The sequence below is a fragment of the Dyella sp. genome (assembly GCF_035486915.1).
In the GTDB taxonomy this organism is placed as follows: domain Bacteria; phylum Pseudomonadota; class Gammaproteobacteria; order Xanthomonadales; family Rhodanobacteraceae; genus Dyella_B.
Genome location: NZ_DATHMR010000178.1, coordinates 18,900 through 44,176, shown reverse-complemented (window position 1 = coordinate 44,176; position 25,277 = coordinate 18,900). Strand labels below are relative to the sequence as shown.

At 57.4% G+C, this 25,277-nt stretch carries 16 protein-coding genes; 12 read left to right on the top strand and 4 right to left on the bottom strand.

Annotated elements, in window-relative coordinates; translation table 11 throughout:
* Positions 1–21: 21 nt before the first annotated feature.
* From guaB to tadA, 3 genes are all read left to right on the top strand, one after another.
* Positions 22–1,479: an IMP dehydrogenase gene (guaB, locus tag VK725_RS14625; RefSeq protein WP_325318790.1), complete on the top strand. Its 1,458-nt coding sequence runs from the start codon at positions 22–24 to the stop codon at positions 1,477–1,479.
* Between the two features lie 226 nt (positions 1,480–1,705).
* Entirely contained in the window at positions 1,706–3,286 is a 1,581-nt protein-coding gene (gene guaA, locus VK725_RS14620) for a glutamine-hydrolyzing GMP synthase (protein WP_325318789.1), read from the top strand.
* Positions 3,287–3,363: 77 nt separating this feature from the next.
* Entirely contained in the window at positions 3,364–3,858 is a 495-nt protein-coding gene (gene tadA, locus VK725_RS14615; protein WP_325318788.1) for a tRNA adenosine(34) deaminase TadA, read from the top strand.
* On the opposite strand, the gene VK725_RS14610 is transcribed toward tadA, so the two are convergent.
* Positions 3,829–4,701 (bottom strand): NAD-dependent protein deacetylase, encoded by an 873-nt coding sequence (locus VK725_RS14610; protein WP_325318787.1) that lies wholly within the window; start codon positions 4,699–4,701, stop codon positions 3,829–3,831. The genes tadA and VK725_RS14610 overlap by 30 nt on opposite strands.
* A gap of 129 nt (positions 4,702–4,830) precedes the next feature.
* Here VK725_RS14610 and VK725_RS14605 point away from each other — a divergent pair, with 129 nt between their 5' ends.
* Complete coding sequence (locus VK725_RS14605; RefSeq protein WP_325318786.1) at positions 4,831–5,502, top strand: NAD(P)H-binding protein; 672 nt, start codon at positions 4,831–4,833, stop codon at positions 5,500–5,502.
* A gap of 140 nt (positions 5,503–5,642) precedes the next feature.
* Positions 5,643–6,080 carry a universal stress protein gene (locus VK725_RS14600; protein WP_325318785.1) on the top strand — a complete coding sequence of 146 codons (438 nt, stop codon included), beginning with the start codon at positions 5,643–5,645 and terminating at the stop codon, positions 6,078–6,080.
* Positions 6,081–6,089: 9 nt separating this feature from the next.
* Here VK725_RS14600 and VK725_RS14595 read toward each other — a convergent pair whose 3' ends face one another.
* Both VK725_RS14595 and VK725_RS14590 read right to left on the bottom strand, forming a co-directional pair.
* On the bottom strand, positions 6,090–6,980 hold the full coding sequence (locus VK725_RS14595; protein WP_325318784.1) for a CHAD domain-containing protein: 891 nt from the start codon (positions 6,978–6,980) through the stop codon (positions 6,090–6,092).
* Between the two features lie 57 nt (positions 6,981–7,037).
* On the bottom strand, positions 7,038–8,969 hold the full coding sequence (locus VK725_RS14590; protein ID WP_325318783.1) for a hypothetical protein: 1,932 nt from the start codon (positions 8,967–8,969) through the stop codon (positions 7,038–7,040).
* 317 nt (positions 8,970–9,286) lie between these two features.
* Between VK725_RS14590 and VK725_RS14585 the strand changes: the two genes are divergently transcribed.
* Positions 9,287–10,078: a GIY-YIG nuclease family protein gene (locus VK725_RS14585; RefSeq protein WP_325318782.1), complete on the top strand. Its 792-nt coding sequence runs from the start codon at positions 9,287–9,289 to the stop codon at positions 10,076–10,078.
* Positions 10,079–10,101: 23 nt separating this feature from the next.
* On the opposite strand, the gene VK725_RS14580 is transcribed toward VK725_RS14585, so the two are convergent.
* Entirely contained in the window at positions 10,102–10,992 is an 891-nt protein-coding gene (locus VK725_RS14580) for an SDR family oxidoreductase (protein WP_325318781.1), read from the bottom strand.
* A 125-nt stretch (positions 10,993–11,117) separates the two neighbouring features.
* Here VK725_RS14580 and VK725_RS14575 point away from each other — a divergent pair, with 125 nt between their 5' ends.
* From VK725_RS14575 to VK725_RS14550, 6 genes are all read left to right on the top strand, one after another.
* Positions 11,118–12,077 (top strand): helix-turn-helix transcriptional regulator, encoded by a 960-nt coding sequence (locus VK725_RS14575; RefSeq protein ID WP_325318780.1) that lies wholly within the window; start codon positions 11,118–11,120, stop codon positions 12,075–12,077.
* A 49-nt stretch (positions 12,078–12,126) separates the two neighbouring features.
* On the top strand, positions 12,127–12,741 hold the full coding sequence (locus tag VK725_RS14570; protein WP_325318779.1) for a peroxiredoxin: 615 nt from the start codon (positions 12,127–12,129) through the stop codon (positions 12,739–12,741).
* Between the two features lie 160 nt (positions 12,742–12,901).
* Positions 12,902–13,417: a DUF3011 domain-containing protein gene (locus tag VK725_RS14565; RefSeq protein WP_325318778.1), complete on the top strand. Its 516-nt coding sequence runs from the start codon at positions 12,902–12,904 to the stop codon at positions 13,415–13,417.
* A 246-nt stretch (positions 13,418–13,663) separates the two neighbouring features.
* The gene (locus VK725_RS14560) at positions 13,664–14,968 is read left to right on the top strand and encodes an Nramp family divalent metal transporter (protein ID WP_325318777.1); all 1,305 of its coding nucleotides are present in this window, start codon (positions 13,664–13,666) and stop codon (positions 14,966–14,968) included.
* Between the two features lie 451 nt (positions 14,969–15,419).
* On the top strand, positions 15,420–16,505 hold the full coding sequence (locus tag VK725_RS14555) for a sensor domain-containing diguanylate cyclase (protein WP_325318776.1): 1,086 nt from the start codon (positions 15,420–15,422) through the stop codon (positions 16,503–16,505).
* A gap of 503 nt (positions 16,506–17,008) precedes the next feature.
* Positions 17,009–25,258 (top strand): beta-1,3-glucanase family protein, encoded by an 8,250-nt coding sequence (locus VK725_RS14550; protein ID WP_325318775.1) that lies wholly within the window; start codon positions 17,009–17,011, stop codon positions 25,256–25,258.
* Positions 25,259–25,277: the final 19 nt, after the last annotated feature.

Genomic DNA, 25,277 nt, shown 5'->3' with positions numbered 1-25,277 from the left:
CTTTGGAGCGAGACTTTTCGCATGCGTATCCTCGCCGAGGCCCTCACCTACGACGATGTTTACCTCGTCCCGGCCCACTCCCAAGTTTTGCCGCGCGACGTGGACACTTCCACGCGGCTCACGCGGAACCTTCGACTGAACATCCCCATCGTGTCCGCTGCCATGGACACCGTTACCGAAGCGCGTCTTGCCATCACCATGGCGCAGAACGGCGGCATCGGCATCATCCACAAGAACATGACGGCCGAGCAGCAAGCGGCAGAAGTTCGGCTGGTGAAAAAGTTCGAAGCGGGCGTCATTCGCAGCCCGATCACCGTGGGCCCGCATACATCGATTCGCGATGTGCTCAAGCTGACCCGCGCGCACAACATCTCCGGCGTACCCGTCGTTGATGGCGAACAGCTTGTCGGCATCGTCACCAGTCGCGACCTGCGTTTTGAACGCAAGCATGACGATCCGGTGCGCAACATCATGACGCGCCAGGAAAAGCTGGTCACCGTGAAGGAAGGCGCCAGCCAGGACGAAGTGCTGCAGCTGCTGCACAGGAATCGCATTGAAAAAGTGCTCGTCGTGAATGACTCGTTCCAGCTGCGCGGTTTGATTACCGTCAAGGACATCCAGAAGGCGCGCGATAACCCGAACGCGGCCAAGGATGCGCATGAGCGTCTGCTTGTCGGTGCGGCGGTTGGCGTGGGTGGCGACACCGAACAGCGCGTCGAAGCCTTGATCGATGCAGGCGTAGACGTGATCGTCGTCGATACCGCACACGGTCATTCGCAAGGCGTGATCGATCGTGCTGGATGGGTGAAGAAACGCTATTCGCATGTGCAAGTCATTGCCGGCAACATTGTTACGGGTGAAGCCGCGATCGCGTTGCTTCATGCAGGCGTGGATGCCGTGAAGGTGGGTGTGGGCCCCGGCTCCATCTGCACTACACGTGTTGTAGCTGGTGTCGGTGTGCCGCAGATTACGGCCATCGACATGGTGGCCACGGCGCTGAAAGACGAGATCCCGCTGATCGCTGACGGTGGCATTCGCTATTCCGGCGATATTCCCAAGGCGTTGGCTGCCGGCGCGTCCACAGTGATGCTCGGCTCCATGTTTGCCGGCACCGAAGAATCACCCGGCGAAGTCGAGCTGTTCCAGGGACGTTCGTATAAGAGCTATCGCGGCATGGGTTCCATCGGTGCGATGGCGCTCGGTTCGAAAGACCGCTACTTCCAGGACGACGCCGACGCCGACAAGCTCGTACCCGAAGGCATCGAAGGTCGCGTTCCGTATCGCGGTCCACTGCGCAATATCATTCATCAGTTGATTGGCGGTTTGCGTGCTTCGATGGGTTACCTGGGTGCGGCTACGATCGACGATGTGCGCAACAAGGCGCAGTTCGTGAAAGTGACTTCGGCCGGTGTGACCGAAGCGCATCCGCATGACATTCAGATCACGAAGGAAGCGCCGAATTATCGGCTCAATTCCTGAGATGGTTAACGTGGATGGGTGCCTCAACGCCTCATCCCGTCATTCCGGCGCAAGCCGGAGTCCAGTAAACGCATCGCGGGGTTGTCGCGAACAGCTTGCAAATTGTGCTGTTGCGATAAGGCGACCATCGCAGCGTGTCGACGCTGGATTCCGGTCTGCGCCGGAATGACGATGAGGCATACAAAGCGCATTCCCACGAACGCAACGTTTTCTGGCTTTCGGCCCTATGACAAACATCCATAGCGACAAAATCCTCATCCTCGATTTCGGTGCGCAGTACACGCAGCTGATCGCGCGACGCATCCGCGAGATTGGCGTCTATTGCGAAATCTGGGCGTGGGACCATAACCCATCCGAGATCGCTGCCTTTGGTGCGAAGGGCATCATTCTTTCCGGTGGCCCCGAATCGACCACGCTGCATGGCGCACCGAAAGCGCCGCAGGAAGTATTCGATTCAGGCCTGCCGATTCTTGGCATCTGCTACGGCATGCAAACGCTCGCCGCGCAACTGGGCGGTGCAACGGAAGCGGCCGATGCGCGTGAATTCGGGCATGCACGCGTGGATGTGGTCGCGGCCGATCGCCTGCTCACGGGGCTGAGCGATCACGATTCCTCACATGTGCTCGAAGTCTGGATGAGCCACGGCGATCACGTCGCCAAGGCGCCGCCGGGTTTCACGATCACCGCGACGACCGATCGTATTCCAGTCGCCGCCATGTCGAATGAGGCCAAGGGGTGGTACGGCGTGCAGTTCCATCCGGAAGTGACGCACACGAAGCAGGGCAACGCCTTGCTCAAGCGCTTCGTCACCGACATCTGCGGCTGCCAAACGCTCTGGACTGCGGCGCACATCATCGATGACCAGATTGCTCGCGTACGCGAACAGGTCGGCAAGGATCACGTGCTGTTGGGTCTATCCGGCGGCGTGGATTCCTCCGTCGTCGCCGCGCTTCTGCATCGCGCTATCGGCGATCAGCTGACCTGCGTTTTCGTGGACACCGGTTTGCTGCGCTGGAAAGAAGGCGATCAGGTCATGGACACTATGGCCGAGCACATGGGCGTGAAGGTCATTCGCGTCAATGCGGCCGATCGCTACTTCAAGGCATTGGAAGGCGTTGCCGATCCGGAAGCCAAGCGCAAAATCATTGGCCGCCTGTTCGTGGAGATCTTCGACGAGGAGTCGGCCAAAGTCACCGCAACCGGTGGCGGCCATGTGAAGTGGCTGGCGCAAGGCACCATCTATCCCGACGTCATCGAATCGGCGGGCAGCAAGACGGGCAAGGCGCACGTCATCAAGAGTCATCACAACGTGGGGGGCTTGCCTGAGCACATGAAGCTCAAGCTGGTCGAACCGCTACGTGAGTTGTTCAAGGACGAGGTGCGCCGCATCGGCGTCGAACTCGGTTTGCCGCGCGAGATGGTTTATCGCCATCCGTTCCCGGGTCCGGGGCTGGGTGTGCGCATCCTGGGCGAGGTGAAGCGGGAATACGCCGAACTGCTGGCTCGCGCCGACGCCATCTTTATCGAGGAACTGCGCAAAGCCGATCTGTACGACAAGGTCAGCCAGGCGTTCGCGGTGTTTCTGCCCATCAAGTCGGTGGGTGTGGTGGGCGATGCCCGCGCTTATGAATGGGTTATCGCACTGCGTGCAGTGGAGACCATCGATTTCATGACCGCGCACTGGGCACCGCTGCCCTACGATTTTCTTGGCACCGTTTCGAATAGAATTATCAATGAGTTGCGCGGTATTTCTCGCGTCGTCTATGACATCAGTGGCAAGCCGCCGGCAACCATTGAGTGGGAATAATAAAATCATGAGCTTAGCGAACACTGTTCGCGCCCATGGCATTCAATTACTGGAAGAAAGTCGTCTAAAGTACTGAAATGGCTGATGAATTAGTAGGTAATCCCGAGTCGCCCATCTTCAGTGCCGAGGACAAGGCATACATGCACCGCGCTTTGCAGTTGGCCGAGCACGCCCGCGATGCCGAGAACGAAGTGCCGGTCGGTGCGGTGATGGTGCAAGACGGGCAAATCGTCGGATTGGGCTGGAACCGCAACATCACGTTGCATGATCCGACGGCACACGCCGAGATCATGGCCTTACGTGCGGCGGGAGAAAAAGTGGCGAACTACCGCATCGTCGGTGCCACGCTTTACGTCACGCTGGAACCATGCGCCATGTGCGCGATGGCGTTGGTGCACGCGCGCATCGGTCGCGTGGTGTATGGAACAATCGACCCCAAGACGGGGGCGGCGGGCAGCGTTTTCGACACGCTGGTATCGGACCGGCACAACCATCGCATCGAGGTGCAGGGTGGTTTATTGGCGGACGAATCGGCCACGCTCTTACGCGATTTCTTCCGCGCCCGCCGCTGAAGTATCGCGCAGCAGAAAGGCCAGCGCTTCCGCGCACGGCTGTTCAATCTTCAAGTTCAACAATGGATCGGCGCGAGTGCGTCCCAAATTGACGGCAGCGATGGGCTTGCCAGCTTTTGCGGCCGCGTGCGCAAAACGATAGCCCGAGAAAACCATGAGTGACGAGCCGACCACCAGCATTGCGTCGGCGTCGTCCAGCGCTTTCATTGCCGTAGCCACGCGATCGCGCGGCACGTTTTCGCCGAAGAACACCACATCCGGTTTCAGCATGCCGCCGCAATCCGGGCAGGGCGGAATGACGAACGTCGCAAAGTCGTGGCCATCCAGGTCGGCATCGCCATCCGGCGCGTCGGCAGCGTCCAGCGTTGCCCACGCCGGGTTGTGTTCCAGCAGCATCGATTGAAAAGCATGACGCGGAAAGCGGCCTTCGCATCCCATGCACCGCACCGTGTCTAACCGGCCATGCATGTCGACCACATTGCGGCTACCCGCACGTTGGTGCAAGCCATCGACGTTCTGCGTAAGCAACAACTGCACGTTTCCGCGTTGCTCCAGTTTGGCCAGTGCGTGATGAGTGGCGTTGGGTAACGCATGACCGAATCGTCGCCACCCAATGAGGCTGCGCGCCCAATAGCGCTTGCGCGTCAGTACCTCACTCATGAATGCCTGATACGTGACGGGCTGCGATCGCTTCCAGCCACCGTCGGCATCGCGATAGTCCGGAATACCCGAATCGGTGCTACACCCGGCGCCCGTCAACACAAACAGACGCTGGTGCCGCTCGATGAAATCGATAAGCGCCGTATCCCCCGCTGCGACGGGTGCGGCTTCGACATACGCCATATTTCAGGCCCTACCACCATAAAAAATCATAAGCCGATTATCGCGCTATTTGATGGGCGACGTTGAAATGTGGCGAGCCGGCCATTAGAACGGATTCAGGCCCATGAGCCTTCCCTGAGGAAAACCTTTATGAACGTTCTGCTGTTTGGCGCAACCGGCATGGTCGGGCAGGGTGTTCTACGCGAATGCCTGCAGGCTCGCGATGTTGCACTGGTGCAGACCGTGGGCCGCAAAGGGACTGGCCAGCAGAACGCCAAGCTTAAGGAAGTCGTGCAGGACAATCTCTTCGATGTCGACGCCATGGCTTCCGAACTCCAGGGCTTCGATGCCTGCTTTTTCTGTCTCGGGGTATCGGCGGCGGGCATGACCGAAGCGGCTTATAGCCATCTTACTTACGATCTCACGCTCGCCGTTGCCGAAAAGCTCGCGGCCTGGAATCCCGGCATGACGTTTACTTACGTATCGGGCGCAGGTACGGACAGCACCGAGCAGGGCCGCAGCATGTGGGCACGTGTGAAAGGACGGACGGAAAACGCTTTGCAACGGTTGCCGTTCAAAGCGGTGTATGTGTTCCGCCCGGGCGTTATCCAGCCCTTGCACGGCATACGATCCAAGACGGCTTCTTATCAACTGTTCTATAGCCTAACCAAGCCACTGTTGACGCCATTACGCGCACTTTTGCCCAACCATATTCTGACAACCGAGATGGTTGGACAGGCGATGCTCGCGGTGGTAAGGCATGGTTACGCCAAAGCCGTCCTGGAAACTGCAGACATTCGGGCTTTGGCAGCCACTGCGTAGGACATGATGCGTTCCGCCCATTGCGCACGGCGGGTGTAAGATCGAAACAAGTCTTTTGATGAGGGCGACAAACCCGTCGCATTCAACATGGACATCACGACGATGCGTTCGATACGGGTCAGCAGACTCGGGGAGGCATCATGTTCTCGCACTTTCTGATACCGACAGATGGTTCCGATCACGCCATGCATGCGGCGCAGATCGGTATCGATCTAGCCAGCAAGGTCGGTGCGCGCGTTTATGCATTTCACGTGTTGGCGCCGCTGGCCGCCGTGGCGTATTTCACGGACGTCATTCAGCACTCCGAAGACTCCTATGCGGAACGTGCCATTGCGCGCGCCCAGCACCATCTGGCGGAAATCCAGACATTGGCGGAGCGGGCTGGCGTCGCTTGTCAAAGCGGCTATGCGTTTGATCGGCGCCCCTATGTGGCCATCGTCGGTGCTGCAAAAATGCAACTGTGCGACCTGATTGTGATGGGCACGCACGGGTACACCACCCTCGACAGGCTTTTGCTTGGCAGCGAAACCAATAAGGTGTTGACGTGCTGCAGTATCCCGGTTCTGGTCTGTCACTGAAGGTATTCGTCAGCGTTGTGGATGACTGGAATCCTGCGCAACATATGCGCGAATGGCTTTTCCCTTAGGCGTCGATAAAGCGGTCTGCGATGAAAGATCCGACGATTTCCTTTTTAGTGCATGGCTCAAAGCAGCTGCATCGACAGAGGTATCTGCCAGCACATCAAGCATTTGAAGGAACACCTGAAAGTCCTGGCGCCAACCAAGACGGTCGGTTACCAGCACCAACTTCTTTGCACGCTCTGCATAACGTTTTGAACGCTCGTTCTTCATGCCTGCCGCCCTACGGGCTTTGCTGGCAAGTTCGAGTTCGTATCGCAGCTTTCGTGCACGTCGACGCCAGCGGTGAAAACTGTCCGGTGTGCGTTCGTCCATGGCTTTTTTGCGCGCGTTCTTCACGCGCCTGGCGCTGTGATCAATCACGTCCTTGACCCGCGAAGGACTGATGTCCTGCCAGGGTAGCCTCTGCAATCTGATTGTAAGCCGTTCCACTTTGTTGCGTTTGCGTCGCCAATCGGGGTCGGCCTTGAGTGCGTCACGGAGCAGTTCGATGCTGTGCTTTTGAAGCGCACCCAAAAGTGCAGGTGTCAATCTGGCTTCGTGCGCTGAGGCCAACAACCGTGCCGTACGTTTGGCTATATGCGCATCGCGCAATACGGAGAATTCACGCAAAAGCTGACGTAGTGCATTGTCCAGTGCGGTTACTTGTTTGGTGGGTTGTGGAGCCAGGAAGGCAAGCAGACTCCGCAGACGCCGGCATGACTTACGGGCACGGTGAATATTGTCGTGGCGTTGCTTTTTCAGCGCCAACGAACGCTGCAGTGATTTGCATTCCTTTGCTGCCGCTGCGCGCAACGCCAGTCCAATCGTCAGATCGCTCTCATTTCTTGCGTCATTCATTCGTTCAGACTACCTGTAAAGGTGTCTAAGAATGTGCCTTATTTAGTTTGAATTTCATCACAAGCCCCCGTCAATTTGATTGGCCGGGGTGGGCGCAGGCAGCGGACTGCAACCCGGATAAGTAGGATTGGGCCATACGTCCCAATTTATCTTGCTAGCCAGCACGTCGCAGGTTATGCGCTGGACGGCCAGAAAATCCTGGTGAACGGTCTTTCCATTCCAACGCTGAATGGAGTACACGTCCACCGTGTAAGGAGCTCCAGCGTTGCCTGCATGGCTCGTCAAGTAATCGACAATGACTTGATCACCCAACACCTTGGCATCTTGTTTCGTTAGTTGCACATGGGGAGTGGCCGGCGCTTCGACGGGAGAGTCAACTGGCGCTTTAGGGATGGCTACATACACATAGCCTTCTGGCGTGGTTTGCCATTTCAGCTTCAACTTCAGGTGTGGGCGCGTGTAGGTATTGAATTCCTGCATCAATACGCGATGCTGTGCAATGCCGGGTTGCCGTGCCAAATCCAGTGCGATCTTAAGTGCGCGCCCCTCATCCGGGTCATGGACGTTCCAGGCAAGCAACGAGCAAGCTCCCGTGTCGGCATTGGCGGCGCGTGACGCGAGCAATTCAGGTAACCCTGGCATGGGGTGTCTCGCAGCCAGTTCTCGCGGCATGTAAGCCGCTGTCTGTACTCCCGCTGGCATGTAATAGTCAAAGTAGGCGTTTTGGGCGAGCGTCCGAAAAAATTCCGATTCATGGCCAAATCGATACGGAAGCACGACAGGCAACGTTTGACCGGCGCATCCCGGTAGCTGCTCTACGTAGTGAGCGGTTGCACGCCAATTTTCGTTTCGTGATAGCTCCCGCCCCGGCAAAAGCAACAAATAGGAGCCAACCAAGAGCATTGCCAATATAGCGAGGATCGAACTTCTGCGCGTGTCGCCTCGTGGCCCGGCGGCGTCGTAAAGACGCCCCGCCAGAAACCACGCAAATGGCGAACATGTCAGTAGGTTACGATCCGAGAAAGATGGTGCAACGGCAATCGATACGCCAATGCCACAAACGATGACCCCAACAAGGACTGCGCAAGCGACGATCGTTGTCCAGCGTGTATCCTGATCATTAAAGACAAAAAAAGGCTCGCGGTTAATGCGCTGTCGACACGCAAAAACAAGTAGCAGCGCCACCACGATGGCTACCTGTCCAGCGACGAGCAAAGTAAGCGCCTGATGTAATTGCTGGTTAAAAAAACCGGCGTCGTTGCTGAACCACATATCTTGCAGATTGTGCTCAGAAGAATGCATCAGTATTTTGTAGTAAACGACGTTGAAGCCCAGTACCACCAAGCCCGTAGCAACCAACGCTGCACGTGTGCGCCACGCCGGTATAGTAAGAATCAGGACAAACAAAACCATGCCCTGTCCTAGCAGAAGATAGGCGTGAGTAAAGCTGGCAACCAAAGCCAGCAGACTGAGCTCTATCCAAAGCGCTACTGGAAAATGGGGCTGGCTGCGAACCCTTCTGCGAAATGCGATGGCAACAGCCAACATGGCCGAAGCCAGGACCATGCACAACGTATAACTGCGTGCGTTTTGCGATTGATAAAACCAGAAATCCGAAGTGGCTGCGACAGCGCACGCAAAAGCAATCGCTGTGGTGCTGAGCACGCGCCTCGTACCGATCGCGAAAACGACGATGGCCAGCACTGCGAACATAGCGCTCGGCAGGCGTAAGGCCAATTCCGAAAAACCTGCAACGCGCGTCCAACCGTATAAGAAGAATGAGTACACGGGAGGGTGCGCATCGGTAAGCTGACGACGGAAAACCTCACCCAAGCCATCGTGATGATTAACCAGATAGACGGATAGCAGTTCGTCGATCCACAAGCTGCTGTTTGACAATCCAACAAAGGCCGCCACGCAGGCTATAAGTGTGATCAAACCAAAAACAATGGCTTGCCAGCTGGCAGGTGCCTTTAGTGCAGCATTCATGCAGTAATTCTCATCTTATTTTTAGATGCCCAATGCCACGACAGAAGACAAAGAAGGGGTCTATCGGTCGAACGACGTGCCATGGAATCGGTTTGTCAGGGTCACATCCTCAATCACCTTGAATCCTGCCCATGCGGCTTATCCGGGCGCTCTTGTCACCAACGAATACATTGCTTTTACCAAGCAACGCGACAGTGCGTTCCATTCGCGCTACCGATTCTACGGCGGATAGTTACAGAAGTACCTGAAACGTGCCTTTCTCTAACTCGGTTGACCTGCTTATTTCACTCGGTTTCCAAGGCTTGATACGCAGCACTGTGGCAGAGATCAAAGACGTTCGAGTTTTACTTTTCGCAACGAAAGCCGCGCAAGGAACCATCAATCCAGCGGCGATGGGTGCGATCGCAGCGTGCGGCGACACTGGCACAAATGCATGGTCAAAACAATGGATTATGATTCGATGCAACCGCAAAGGCGCATGCTTTACGGGGGTGCCAAGTAACTATGAGTGCGAGGTTTCAAGTGCGGTGAGAGAGCGTGGCGGTCGAACGTATGTCTATGTGCTTCCGAACCTGGGCGAGGACCTCGTCAAGGTTGGCTTGACGCATGATCCGTTCGAGCGCTTTCGGGCCTTCCATCCGCGCTTTTACGCATATTTTGACCTGGAGCGAGGGTTATTGATCGAAACCACTCAACTGCGCGAGGCGCGTCGCGTTGAACGACTCTTTATCGAACGCTGGCCCGCGCATCGAGCCGTTGCACCCACCATCGTCAATGAAGCAGCAGGAGGGTATACCGAATGGTTTCGTGGCATTGAGACCATCGCGCCCGAATTTGCGTCACGTATTGCCGAACGTTACGGGTACACGCTGCACACGCCATTGAAAGCGTGGTTGAGAGGAAGGCTGTCCGAACACGCGGATGCGCTCTACCAGTGGTCATCAACTGTGCTCGATGACATTCAACAAAGGGCGCTCTACGAACCCAACCTGCGTGACCAACGATTGGAATCCATGCTGCGTGACATGCTGGACATGTACGCAGCCATGGATTTTTCGCTTGAAACGCTAGTGCCTGCCGCTGTTTTTAATTGGCACGCGGCCAGGTAGGGCTGGGCACCAGCCTCGTGCCATCAGGTTTTGAAGTAATACGGATGATCGACATCGGCGATGAGTCCAATGTGCTTTGGCTGCCATCCGAGCTGCTCGCGGGTTCGCTGACTTGATGCCAGGTTGCCCATGTTTGCGAAATGCGTGAACCATCCAAAGTGACTGGATGCTTCCTCCAGTGTTTTGCTGACGACCGGAATATTCAGGCGTTTACCGATGACGGCGGCGATGTCACGGAACGGTACGCCTTCTTCAGCGGTGGCGTGATAGCGAGCTCCCGCAGAGCCTTTCTCAAGCACCAACCTGTAAAGATGCGCCGCATCCGATCGATGCACGGCCGACCAATGATTGTTGCCATCGCCGATGTAAACCGATTCACCTTTTTCGCGTGCGAAACCGATAATTCTCGGAACGAAGCCGTGATCGCCCTCGCCATGAACCGATGGCGGCAGGCGAACAACGGACGCGTGAACGCCTTGCGGCAGCATCGCCAAAGCCGTCTGTTCCGAAACGCGTGGAATCGCAGTGGAGGCAGGGGGTAAGGTGTCTTCGGTGACCGTGCCGCCGGCTTGAAGCAATCCCGTTCCCGACGTGACGATGAGTGGCCGCTTCGAGCCGGCAAGTTCAGCGCCGAGTGCTTCGATGGCTCGTTTGTCGATCTCGCAGTTGGCCGCAAACTTCGAGAAATCATGGATAAAAGCGGTATGGATGACACCATCCGACGCGGCTGCTCCGCGGCGCAGGCTCTCCAGATCTTCCAGATCGCCCCGATGGACCTCGGCACCCACTGCGGCGAGGGATTTGGCACCTTCATCCGAACGAACCAGACCCGTCACCTTGTGCCCCGCGGCAAGCAGCTCTTTGACGACCGCCGAGCCTACGAATCCCGTCGCCCCCGTAACAAAAACACGCATGGTTACATCCTCCGGTTATAGACGAGGGTTACTGTCAGCTCGTAAGCTATCCGGGTAAAGTAGTGGCGTTATACAGGTATAACGACTAATAGGCTCAACGAATAGGCTGAACTAACGGGTTGACCATGCCTGGCTCCAACGACAATCCGCTTGGCAATTACCTCAAGGATCGCCGCTCCAAGCTCGATCCGGCAGCTCTCGGTTTTCCGTTGAAACGAAGACGGACACCCGGACTGCGGCGCGAAGAAGTCGCACAGCGCGCCAACGTCAGCGCTACCTGGTACACCTGGCTCGAGCAGGGAAGAGGCGGTGCCCCATCGCCCGATGTGCTCGATCGCATTGCCCGGGCATTGATGCTGACGGATGTGGAGCGCGAACACATCTTTCTGCTTGCGCTGGGGCGTACACCCGAAGTGCGCTATCACGCGGTTGACGGCGTTACGCCACGTCTTCAACGCGTGCTCGATGCATTGGAATTCACGCCCGCTTTCATAAAAACGGCCACATGGGACGTCATTGCGTGGAATCGTGCCGCTTCGGTCGTGTTGCGCGATTACGACGCGTTGGAGGCTCACCAACGAAACATTCTGCGTCTCATCTTCTTCGATCCCCATGTACGCGAAGCGCAGCTTGATTGGGAAAGTGTCGCGCGATTCTGTGTCGCCGCATTCCGCGCCGACGCAGCGCGGGCAGGGGCCTCCAAGGAAGTGGAGGCGCTTGTGGACGAACTCAGTGAACGCAGCCCCGATTTTGCACAGATGTGGCGCAGCAACGATGTCCAGGCTTACGGGCAGGGCACCAAATACCTGCGGCATCCGCATCTTGGGTTGATCTCTATGGAATATTCGGCTTTTGCCGTCGATGGGCGACCCGACCTCAGCATGGTGATCTACAATCCGGCGACGGCCGCCGATGCGCAGCGGATCATGACATTGGTCAAGTCCCATCCTTCACAGGCATTGCAGGACAACGCTGATAAAACTTCGGCACGGCAAAACGGCACTCACACCAAGCCTCAATCTGCGAACGAAAACGTGGATAGGGTCGACGCAAAGCACGCCCGCAAGGTACGGATGCGTAGCTGACCGGATTTTCATCCCTCGCTTCATCGAACATATCCAGAGGAACGCCGTAATGAAAAAGTATCTCGCAGGCACGATCGCCGTAGGTGTGATCGCAACCTCGCTGGTTTTCGCCACATCCGCGCTCGCTGCGCTGAGCACAGGCACTCAGGCGCCCGATTTCACCGCTCAAGCCAGCCTGGCCGGCAAAGACTTCACGTTTTCCCTCAAGGATGCGTTGAAGAAAGGGCCCGTCGTCGTTTATTTCTATCCCTCGGCGTACACGGGCGGCTGCGATATCGAAGCGCACACCTTTGCCACGCAGAAGGATAAATTCGATGCCGCCGGCGCCACCATCATTGGTGTGTCGGAAGACAGCATCAAGCGCCTGAACACGTTTTCATCCGACCCGAACTACTGCGCCGGCAAGTTCCCGGTGGCGTCGGATGCCAATGGCAGCATTGCAACGTCCTTCAACCTCAAGACGGAAGGTGCGCAGGCCGGTGCGAAGGACGTGCGCGGTGTCGCCATCGATCACGGCTTCATCGAACGCACCACGTTCGTCATTGGCCGTGACGGCAAGATCATCGCGACACTTTCATCCGAGGCCGATCATCTTAAGCCTCAGGATCACGTCAAGAAGTCGCTCACCATCGTCGAGCAGTTGCAGACTGGTAAGGCGCCGTAAGCTTTCGATGGCGTTGCTGCGTGGTTCGCTGCGCATCAACGCCACGGTCCATGGATGACTCAATAATCAGCGATCGACGAGTGCCAGCGTTCAAAGGAAAGCAACCGAAGCGAATATCATCCGCGTAGCCGTGCAAACGACTTGTTCTATAAGGAGCGCAATGATGAGCAACCCAGGCAAAGCTTCACTCTCTGCAATAGCTGCATTTGTCATCGGAATATCGCTGCAGGCAGCAGCGCCTGTTGTACATGCACAGGGACCCAGGCCAAACGTTTACTGCGCCAGCAATGACAACCGCTTCGCCCGTTGTCCCGTCGCCTGGCGCGATGCGCAACTGATACGGCAGATGTCGCAAGTACGTTGCGTGCGCGGCCAGACGTGGGGCTTCGATCGCGGCAGCATCTGGGTCGATCGTGGATGCCGCGCTGAATTCGCGGACGCTCGCGGCGGTTGGGGTCCACCGCCAGGTGGCGGTTCTGTTCAAATTCGTTGCGAGAGCAGTGGCAACAGCTATCGCCTCTGTCCAGCCGGTGTCGGCCGGGGCGGTAGCGTTCGCATTGTGAGGCAGCTATCCAGCGCAAGCTGCCGACAAGGCGACAGCTGGGGCTGGCAACCCAACGGAATTTGGGTAAATCGCGGCTGCCGTGCCGATTTCGTTGTTGATCGGCGTTATTGATCAGGCACGTTCGTGCCCAGCATTTTTTGAATAACGTGAGCGACCTCATCCATGAGGTCGCTCACGTGCACTCGTATGCTTGCGCGGATCACACGATGTACGCGCGAACCGCGTCATAGGCTCGGGCTATCAATCGCATTGAAACAATGAAATTCCAGGCACGCGTGACCAGGATTAGAGTGATTCTCATTCAATCCCGGAAGCGATCATCTGCCCGTGCGCCAGCAACCGCTAAATGAGCCCTCTGTGGACGCCGGTGTTTTCAACGGCACCCTCACGGTGACCGACCATGCGATCCTCGACATACGAAAGGTTCTGGATGGGCGCGGGCGCGGGTGGACATCTCTCCTCAAGATCGCCGGTCCGGCGGTCATGGTGTCGGTTGCCTATGTTGATCCCGGTAACTTCGCGACAAACATCCAAGCCGGTGCTCGATATGGTTATGACCTGCTTTGGGTTGCGCTGATCGCAAGTCTTGTCGCGATGCTTTTCCAGGCGCTGTCGGCCAAGATTGGTATCGTCACAGGGCGTAATCTTGCAGAGCTGTGCCGTGAGCACATGCCAAAGCCCCTGGTCTGGTTGATGTGGTGCGTGAGCGAACTCGCCGCGATGGCGACGGATCTCGCTGAATTTCTTGGCGCAGCCTTGGGGCTTTCATTGCTGTTTCATATGCCGCTGTTGCCGGCCATGCTTGTCACGGCATTCGTCACCTACGGCGTTTTGTTGTTGCAGAGGCGCGGTTTTCGCCCCATCGAACTGGTTGTCGGCGCGTTGGTGGGGGTTATCGGATTGTGTTATCTGTCCGAGCTGTTACTGGCGCGCGTTCAATGGTCAGGTGTGGTTGAAGGGCTGCTCGTTTATCGACTGCCCGATGCACAGGCGGTCAATATCGCGGTGGGTATCATCGGTGCAACCGTGATGCCGCACGCGCTCTTTCTTCATTCCGGACTTACTCAATCGCGAGTGCTGCCTAGAAGCGACGTCGAGCGTTTTAAGCTGCTCAAGTATTCGAATCTCGAAATTGGCATCGCGTTGACGATAGCCGGGCTTATCAATGTGGCGATGATCGTTATGGCCGCCGACGCCTTTCACAGCGGTCATTCGGGGGTAGCGCAAATCGACGTCGCTTATCACACGTTGGCGCCGATTTTTGGCGCGGCAGCCGCTGGACTGTTCCTGACCTCGTTGATCGCTTCGGGCATTTCCAGTTCAGTCGTCGGCACCATGGCGGGGCAAATGATCGCGCAAGGGTTCGTGGGCTTCCGAATTCCACTCTGGTTGCGTCGTGCGATCACGATGGTCCCCAGCCTTATCGTCGTTGGGCTCGGCGTCAACCTGACCAAGGCGCTGATCGACAGTCAGGTCGTACTGAGTTTGGCGCTTCCGTTTCCCATGATTGCTTTGGTCTGGTTTACCGGCCGAAAAGATTTCATGGGACGGTATCGCAACAAGCCGCCCGTACAAGTCTTGGCGATATTGGCGGTATTCGTCGTGCTGACGCTCAACGCCACACTTGTCGCGCAAGCGATCGGCGTCGATGTTTATCATTGATCTTGTTTTAAAGCCCAATATCAGTTGGGTTTGTTGCCTTACTTCAACCTTGAACATTACGGGGTAAACAGCATGGCTGCCCATTTTGCACAAGCAGCATTTTGGTTCGGAAAAGCCGCCGCCTTATTTGATCCTTCACTACAACACATGCTTGGAATGACACACGCGAAGGATCGGATTTGAGATAAGACCGTTTTTTGCATCAATACCTGAATGGGACGCCGGACAAGCTCAAGGGATTGCCTGCCATTTATTGTCCGAATATAAATCGTTTTATTTCATTTTCTTGCGGAAGCTTTTGGATTTTTGTCAATGCGCTGCCGCTTAATAACGCCGCGCCAGCCAGCTCAGCGGCAAAGATGGCGACGTATACCTAAGCCAAATCAGGGAGTGGCAATGGGCCAGCACGGTGCGCTTCAAGCCCTCCCGTCCGCGGCCGATACCCATGCATATGAACCACCTTGCCCGCACAACTGTTCCGCCCAGCCTCCTTGGTGCACTGGTCGCCACGGTCACGCACGCCCATACCCTGGAGGCGTTGGCCCGGCCGCTCCTGGAACTTTTGCAGACAGCCACAGGAATGGAATCGACTTATCTGACCAGGCTGGATGAGTCGGCCGGTGTCCTCCATGTCCTGTACGCGCGCAACACCCATCGCCTGACCGTTCCGGAAGGCCTGTCCGCGCCCTGGCAAAGCACTCTTTGCAAACGCGCATTGGACGAAGGTCGGTTCTATACGGACGATGTCGCAGGTCAGTGGGGAGACTGCGACATGGGGCGAACGTTAGGACTGATGACCTACGTGAGCGCCCCGGTCCGTGGAAGAAGCGGCGAGCTTTTTGGAACCCTTTGCGCTGCAAGCGACGAGCGCAGGACATGTTCCGAGACATCCACGCATGTCCTGGCTCTCTTCGCGCAATTGATCAGCCAGCAGGTTGAACGCGAACGGCTGCTTGTAGCACTACAGCAAGCCAACAGCTCCCTGGCGACGACCGTGCTGACCGATGCGATGACACAGTTACCCAATCGGCGCGCCTTGCTTGAGGACATGCAGCGACGGCTTGCGTCCAACCAGGAAGATCAGGCACTGATCGTAGCCTCTGTGGGCCTGGATAACTTCAAGCCTATCAACGATCGGTTTGGACATGACGTCGGCGACCTGTTGCTGCAGGCGGTGGCAAAGCGACTTCGACGGATGCTACGAGACAGCGATATCGCTGCGCGTATTGGCGGCGATGAATTTGTGGTGCTGGCCGTCGAGCAGCGGGAAAGGGCCGATGAGGCCGGCGCAGCGTTAGCCCGGCGATTGGAAAGTGCCACCAAGGGGCGCTTCAAGTTGGACTCGGCGCTGGTCGACTACGAAGGTGCCAGTGTCGGAGTGGTCGTGGCCGAACCAGGGTGCTCCCACGCACAAGCGCTTCTGAACAGGGCCGACGCGGCCATGCATGCTGTCAAGCGGTTGCGAAAGCACAGTGCTTCATTGCCGACGCCATCGGTCAGGAGCATCGCTCGCTATGCGTGGCCTGTCATCGAGTGATGCGCTCATGATTGCACGATGCGGTTTAGTCTACCGCGTGCGACACAAAACGTTCCGGCGAAACGAAGATCGTCCAAGAGTTTAATTATTTCTTTTATATTGCAATGTGCATTTTTAAATTTAGACGTCTAAAATTTAGACATCTAAGTGATAACTGCATCGCAATACCTAAATATTTACACGAAAGTGTGCGTAAAAAACTTCTCTTTTGCATTGCGGTAATCGCAAGCAGTGCGGATGATGCGGCCACCCTATAAGGGGTTCATTCGGTACCAAGCCACGCAGCACGAGTCCATCGTGGCCACGCTTGCAACCGTCTGACGGAAAATTATGTGTCTCGCCACATAATTTTTGTTTGAAGGGCCGGATAGCAAAAGGGGACGACCGTGGGACTGCATACGCCTTGGGATTTCGCCGCTTCGAAGTGCAGTCTTGCGATCCAACGCCGAGGAACCAGGCGAGAGGGATCACTGACCGCAGACAGCGTACGGGCGGTGTGCGTGATGCTTCTTGCACTGCTGACGCTGGTGACGGGTCGTCATGCCAATGCCCAACAGGTAGAACCGACACTACCCACGTCGCAGCGCCAAACGATCAATCTCGCCGCTGGCATTCCGCAGTACATCGGGAACGCAAGCTCGACGTCGAATGCGCCGCAGAGCAACTGGTGGTACGAGAACACCAATAATTCGACCGCCTACTCAACGACCGGTTTCAACGAGAGTTCCGATACGAGTGCCAGCTGGACGCAGGTGGGTTTGCCCTACGATGCGAACATCTCGCGCACCTTCATCAATCAGACGTCCGGTGGCGGCCAAGGGTCTTTGACGGGAAACTACAACTGGTACCGTCTGCATTTCAAAGTGGACCCGAAGTACGCAGGTCAAAAGTTCCTGCTGAATGTTCAAGGCTCGCACACCGGTATCCAGATCTTCATAAACGGCACGTTGTTGCAGGGCGTCAGCGCCGTAACTGCCGATGCGCAGGCTACGCATGTGGTGGGTTTCATCCCGGTGGTCGTCGACCTGACGCCGTACATCGTTGCAGATGGCAAAACGGACAACGTGATTGCCATCGATGTTTCGCGCGGTGCGTCATGGTTTGAGACACCCAACTTTTCCGGCGCTTTCCGCTTCGGTCAGGCCATGGCCGGATTGTTCCGCAATGTGAAGTTGTACGTCACCAATCCGGTTCACATTCCGCCGAACGTTTATTCGAATCAGAAGACCTGGGGTACCTACGTCGGAACGGTATCGGAGGTTCCTGCCGCGCAAGGCACGGCAAAGGCCGCTTCGGCGGTTGTCGATGTACAGACCAATGTCGTCAATGAGACGTCGACAACGCAGCAGGTCACGTTGACGACGCAGATCGTGGACGCGCAGGGCAACGTCGTTGTCACTGCATCGCCGGTCACGCAGGCTGTGCCGGCGATGACGTCGAGCACGTTTCCGTCCGGCGCGACGCCGATGTTCGATCAGCAGATTACCGTTCCCAATCCGACGTTGTGGTATCCGAACAATGCGACCTGTGGAACGCCACCGGTCTTGTGCGGCTCGCCGTATCTGTACAAGGTCTATCACATCGTCAGCGTGAACGGTGTAGTGGTCGATTCGACACAAGACACGTTGGGCATCCGCACCATCACGTGGGATGCAAATTTCCCTTACTTCAATGGTCACGCCGTCTATCTATGGGGTGGATCGGGTCGCTACGACTATCCGGGGCTTGGATCGTCGGTTCCCGACGAACAGGTGTGGCGCGACATGGCGCAGATCGCTGCACAAGGCGGTAACGTGTGGCGGCCTGGCCACTCCACCAGCAGTGAAGAATTGGTGGCAGCTGCCGATGCCTACGGCATCATGATCGACCAGCCTAGTGGCGATGGCGAGGGATATTGGAATGCCAGCTCCAATCCGACGGCTGACGATCTGCAGTTGAAGCAGGAATTGCATCGCGACATGATCATCCGCGATCGCAGCCACCCGTCCGTTCTCGATTGGGAGCGCGATAACGGTGGCATGAACCCGTTGCTTGCGACCGAACTTGGAACCATTGAAACGACGTGGGACAACATCAACCCGCGTGGAAGCGCCGATCGTACGTTCAGTTCCTCGTACGGTTTGATCGACGAATGCGATGGTGCCGGTTGCGAAGTCGGCAACAAGCAGCAGAACCCGAACAATCCGGCATTCGGTGCCGAGTATTGGGACAACATGGGCACGGGCCGTGGCCTTGCTTATGACGACGAGCTTGCTTTTGCAGCGCCGTATCTCGATGACTGGCGTCGGGGAAGGGCGGCCAACGCGTTTGGCATGGCGCAATGGTATTTCGCCGAATCGCCCGGCGAAGTCAGTCTTTGGGCGGAATATCAGAATCAGCCCAACATGGTGAACTTCGTTCGCTCGCTGGGTTACTCCTCGACCGACGCAAATCGCTTTCCTCGTTTGCTCTACTACATCTATCAGGCCAACTGGATACCGTATTCGGTACAGCCAGTCGTGCATCTCGCGCATCACTGGAACCGTGCTTACGAGTACACCGCAGGCACACCGATTCAAGAGAATGCATTCAGCAACTGTCCGGGCGTGCGTCTGCTCATCAACGGCGTTCCTGCCGACCCCGTCACCGGCACATTGCTGCAGGACCAGACACCCAATCCGTGGAACGTCAATTCCAGTACGGACCTCACGCAGAGCACGACGGTCATGCCGGGGCAGGTTCACTGGATGGTGAACTGGGCGCCTGGCACAGTCACTGCGGAATGTCTGGATGCGAACGGCAATCCCGTGCAGGGTGTAAGCGATACCCGTACGACCGCAGGAACAGAAAGCAAGATTGTTCTCAGCGTTGTTCCTGATGTGACCAAGCCGGATGGCACGAGTTTTCAGTGGACAGCCAATGGTTCGGATGCTGCCTTTGTCGTTGCACAGGTGGAAGATGCCGATGGCAACCTTGTGCCGACGGCAAAGGACAACGTTACGTTCTCCGTGTCCGGACCGGCCACCTACATGGGTGGCACGCAGCAACTCGTCGCCGATCCCTCGTGGACGAGTTACTACCAGGATGCTTTCTCGCAAGCGAACAGCACTGTGATTCAAGGCGTGCCTTACGCCTTCTTCCACTCGCCCGGCGATCCGGAACTGAACTTCGAAGGCGGATTGCAGAAAATTGCGTTGCGCAGCACGTTTACGCCCGGCACCGTCACCGTGACGGCTAGTGCACCTGGGCTGACAAGCAGCAGTGTTACGTTGACCTCGGTGGCACCGGCGGCTTCGTCGCAATCGCAATCGCAGGCTCCGGTTATCATCGTTCCACCCGTGAGCGTGGCGACAACGTCGGGCTATCCGGCAACCTTCAGTGTGGTCGCTTCGGGTTCGGGCACGCTCAGTTATCAGTGGTCCGATTCGAGCGGCCCGATCGCCGGTGCAACCAGCGCTGCATACACGACACCTGCGACGAGCGCTGCGAATAACGGTGACACCTTCACCGTGACGATAAGCAGCAGCTCCGGTACGGTGACATCGGCACCCGTCACGCTCAGTGTCGATGCGCCCGCTAACGTGGTTATCGCCACACAGCCGGCATCTCAAGTGGTGGTGGCTGGCGAATCGGCGACGCTCACGGTGGCGGCAACGGGTTCGCCGACACTCACCTATCAGTGGTATCAGGTGGGTTCGGGTGCTATTGCAGGCGCCAATCAAGCGTCGTACACCACGCCGGTTTTTACAGCGGCCGGTAGCGCAAGTTTCTATGTGGTGGTCACCAATGACCTCGGCGCGGTTCAATCCTCGACCGCAGTGGTGACGGTCGGTGCTGCAACCGCGGTGTCCTTTGCGACGCAGCCTGCCAACGCCATCGTGCCCGTCAATGAGCCTGTTCAATTTACGGCTGTCGTTGCCGGGTCTCCGCCGTTTACGTATCAGTGGCAGTTCACGCCTCCGGGAGGCACCGCCACCATTCTCACCAGTGGCACGCAACAGTCCAATACGCTGACTTATTCGGTTCCTGCGGTGAGTGCTGCGAACGTCGGCGCTTACACCGTCACGGTGAATAACGATGCGGCTGCGCCTGCTACCAGCAACGCGGCGCAAATCACGCTTGCGCCGCCGGGTGTCAATCTGGCACTGAATGCGGTTGCGACTTCAAGCAGCACGCAGAATGCGTGCAATGACGGAACGACAACGCCGCCGTACACAGGCACGGGATGTCTGGGACCGGAGAACGCTGTCGACGGCAATCTTTCTACGCGTTGGGGTTCTGCGACCGCCGGCGCACCACCGACGCCAGCCGTCCCCGGCGTCGATCCCTCGTGGTTGCAGATCGATCTGGGTTCGACGCAATCCTTCAATACCGTGATCATCAACTGGGAAAACGCGTACGCGACCCAGTATCAGATTCTCTACACCAACGCCGATCCGGCAACCAATCCGACATGGAATGTGGCCTACACCAACAACGCGGGTGTGGGCGGAACGGAAACGCTCAACTTCCCGACGGTAACCGGACGTTATGTTCGGCTGTTGGGGATACAGCGCGCGACACAGTATGGCTACTCGGTCTATGAGTTCCAGGTCTACAACGTGGCGCAATGCTGTAGCGCAACGGATCGATATACCGTCAACGCATCGAACTCCAGCTTGGTGACGGACAATCTGACCGGTTTGACCTGGACGCGCACCGTGATGACGGACACGACGCCAGGTTCGCAGTTCACAGGCGTGAATGCGCAGGCCTATTGCGCGAGCATCAATATGCGTCTGCCCACGCAGTCGGAAGCGTTCAGCATCGGTGGTGTGAATAACAACACGACCGCCTTTTCAGGAACGTGGAGTACGTGGACATCAACGGTTGATCCGAATGATTCCACGAAATCCGCGGTGGTGAGTTTCGACGGCACATCCAATTATCAGGTCACCAACAATTATCCTGGCGCCACGTTGTGTGTCTCGGGCACCGACGCAGGGACCGTGCCTGTCATTACGGCACAACCGACCAATCAGGCCGTCGCCGTGGGACAACCGGCAACGTTCAGCGCGACGGCGACGGGTCTTGGCACCTTGACCTACCAGTGGTCCGTAAACGGAACGCCTATCGCGGGCGCAACGTCATCGAGCTACACGACACCGGCCACCACAGCGGCCAACAATGGTGCAGTCTTCAGCATAGCTATCAGCGACGTATTCGGCACGACCACCAGTAACCTGGCCACACTCGCGGTACAACAGAACAGCTGTAACGCTGTTCCGAGCACGCCAGGCACACTGGCTGCTGGCGCCAGTGCTTCCAATCAAGTGAATCTGACCTGGGGCGCGAGCACGGCGGGAACAGGCTGCACGGTCAGCTACACGATCTATCGCAGCAGCGCGGCCGGGTTCACTCCATCCAGTGCAAACCAGATCGCCACGACATCCGGAACCACGTATTCGGATACTGGCGTGACTGCGGCCGCCACCTATTACTATATCGTCGAAGCCACGGATGCAGCAGGCGCTTCAGCGGCGTCCAACACGGCGACAGCAACGACGCCCGTTTCCGCATGCACGACGAACTGCAGCAGTCCGGATGCGATCGCGATTAGTGCAGGTGGCCCTGCGGCTGGCTATTTCGCCGCCGACGAAGACTTCAATGGCGGCACACCATCGGGCACCAATGCGACGATCAATATCAATGGCGTGACCAATCCTGCGCCGCAGTCGGTTTATCAGAATCAACGCTTCGGCAACTTCACCTATACGCTTCCCGGTTTGACGCCAGGCGCGAACTACGTGGTGCGCTTGCACTTCGATGAGTTCTATTGGACTCAGGCGGGTCAGCGTGTCTCCAACATCAGCATCAACGGTACGCAGGTACTGACCAACTTCGATATCTTCGCGGCGGCCGGCGGCCAGGACATTGCGATCGTCGAGCAGTTTGCGGCGACAGCCAATGCGCAGGGGCAAATCGTGCTCCAGTTCGTCTCGGTCAAAGACAACGCAGCGGTCAACGGCATCGAAGTTGAAACGGCGTCTGCTACGAATACGCCGCCCAACGCGCCATCGAATCTGGCGGCAACCGTGGCGTCTTCCAGCCAGATCAATCTGAGCTGGACGGCATCGGCAGCGTCGGGAGTGATGTATACGGTGTTCCGTAACGGAACGGCTGTGGTCAATGGCCTGGCCGGAACGACCTACAGCGATACCGGTCTCACATCCACCACGACCTACTCTTATACGGTCGAGGCGGTCGATTCGGCGGGTACGTCCATGGCGTCCAACACTGCTACGGCCACTACGTTCGATGTCAACTGCGCTTCGGGGTGTGGCTCCGATGTGCTTGCGATCAGCGCCGGTGGTCCTGCAGCGGGTTCCTATGTCGCCGATGAGGACTTCAACGGCGGTGGTGCATCCGGTACGGGTTCGACGATCAATACGTCCGGTGTGACGAATCCCGCGCCTCAGTCGGTTTACCAGCACCAGCGTTCCGGCAACAACTTCACTTATACGCTTACGGGTCTGACTGCCGGGGCCAGCTACACGGTGCGTCTGCACTTCGACGAGTTCTACTGGACCAAGCCAGGGCAGCGCGTGTTCAACGTGGGCATCAACGGTACGCAGGTGTTGAGCAACTTCGATATCATCGCAACGGCCGGCGGCCAGGACATTGCAGTGGTAGAGCCCTTCACGGCGACTGCGAATGCGCAAGGCCAGATCGTGCTGCAGTTCACCACGATTACCGATAACGCCGAAATCAACGGCATCGAAGTGGTCTCTGCGCCCATCGGCTCACCGAGCAATCTGTCGGCGACATCCGTTTCGGCCAGCCAGATCAACGTGAACTGGACGGCTTCGTCAGCGCCCGGCGTGGTCTACGATGTCTTCCGCAGCACGACGTCCGGCTTTACGCCTTCCAGCGCAAATCAAATTGCCACGGCAACCGGCACCAGCTATTCGGATACCGGTCTTACGGTAAATACGACGTACTACTACGTGATCGAAGCTTCCAATACGTCCGGCACGTCCGCACCGACGACACAAGCCAGCGCCAGCACGATGGCGATTCCGCTTGCGCCGACAAACCTGACGGCAACGGCTCCTTCGTCGAGTGAAGTCGATCTCAGCTGGACTGCATCGGCCACCTCCGGTGTGACGTATACGGTCATTCGCAACGGCACTCCCATCGTAAATGGTGTAGCTGGAAGTGTTTACAGCGATACGGGCCTGACGGCATCGACCACGTACTCTTACGTCGTCGAAGCGGCCAATGCGGCTGGCACGTCTCCCGCTTCCAACACGGCTATCACCACGACACCGGCATCGGGCTCTGGCTCCGGCACGGTAACTGCACCTGTCATTACGACCGCGCCGACAAGTCAGACCGTCACAATTGGACGCACAGCCACCTTCACCGTGGCGGCGAGCGGCGGCTCGCTGGCTTATCAGTGGTACAAGAATGGCACCGCCATTGCTGAGGCAACGAGTGCGAGTTACACAACACCCGGAACCACTTATCCGGATAACGCCAGTGCTTTCACAGTCTCAGTCAGCAACTCTGCCGGATCTGCGACGTCGTCGGCCGCAACGCTGAGCGTCAATCTTGCACCCAGCTATACGGTCGTTCCCGGTGTCATTGCCACCGACCTCAACAACAACACCAACGGCGCATGGGCAGACAATCAGATCTATGTCGAGATCCTCGGCAACGATCCGGCCACCGGAGCACTCTCGTGGGTTAACTACGACGGTACTGTCACGCCGGCCAATGTCGCAGACAACACGGCTGCAAACGCATTGGTCGCACCGAACGGGCAGACGTATCCCAACTACGCCTTCACGCTTGCGCAGGCCAATCATCAGCTGCTGTTGCCGCCGCTGACGTCCGGGCGTATCTACATTTCGGAAGGCAGTCCGCTGTATATGTCGATCATGGCTGGCGCGAACGGTGGCAACAACGGATACGCAGGCCCCAATCCGCTCAACAACACCGATCCCAACATCAACGTTCACTACGATTGGTATGAGTTTACCTACGGCGCAAACGGCGGCATCTTTATCAACACCACGCAGGTCAATCAGTTCGGCTTGCCGCTTCTGCTGGATGTGTGGGGGGCCAAGGAGACCTACCACATGCAGGTAGGTATCAACGAGTCGATCGCCAACCTTGACCAGGAATACGTCAGTCAAACACCGGCAGCCTTCAATACGCCGGCACCGAGCAATTTGCGCATCCTCTCGCCCGCGGAAACCACATTCAATACCGGTGGAACCAACGGAAATTACTTCGCCAGCTACATCGCAAGCGCGTGGGCGCAGTTCAGCGCCACACCGCTGACGTTGACCCTCAACGGCCGCCAATTCAGCGGCACCGCTGTGGGATCGGCCATGACCTTTACGGAGGTTAATCCCGCTGCCGCCAACGTTGGCGAGACCTTTGTTGTCCAACAACCGTCTACGCAGGATGTGCTTGAATGCGCAGGCACAATGGCCAGTGGCGTTCCAGGAAGCTCGCCTCAGCAACAGGACGAGAACGCCATCCAGTTGCAGTTGGAAAACCAGATCTGCGCGGCAACAAATCGTGGCGTGCTGCTGACTCCCACGAACTGGGCGAATGCTTCGACCTATTACCCAACCTCGCCGGCCAACTTCTATTCGTGGTTCTGGCATCAACACTCGGTCAGTGGGTTGGCATACGGTTTCTCGTACGACGACAACAACAACCAGAGCACAACGATTACGACACAACAGCCAGAGCACATGGCATTCGGCATCGGCTGGTAGTGCTCAATGCAGTAGGGCA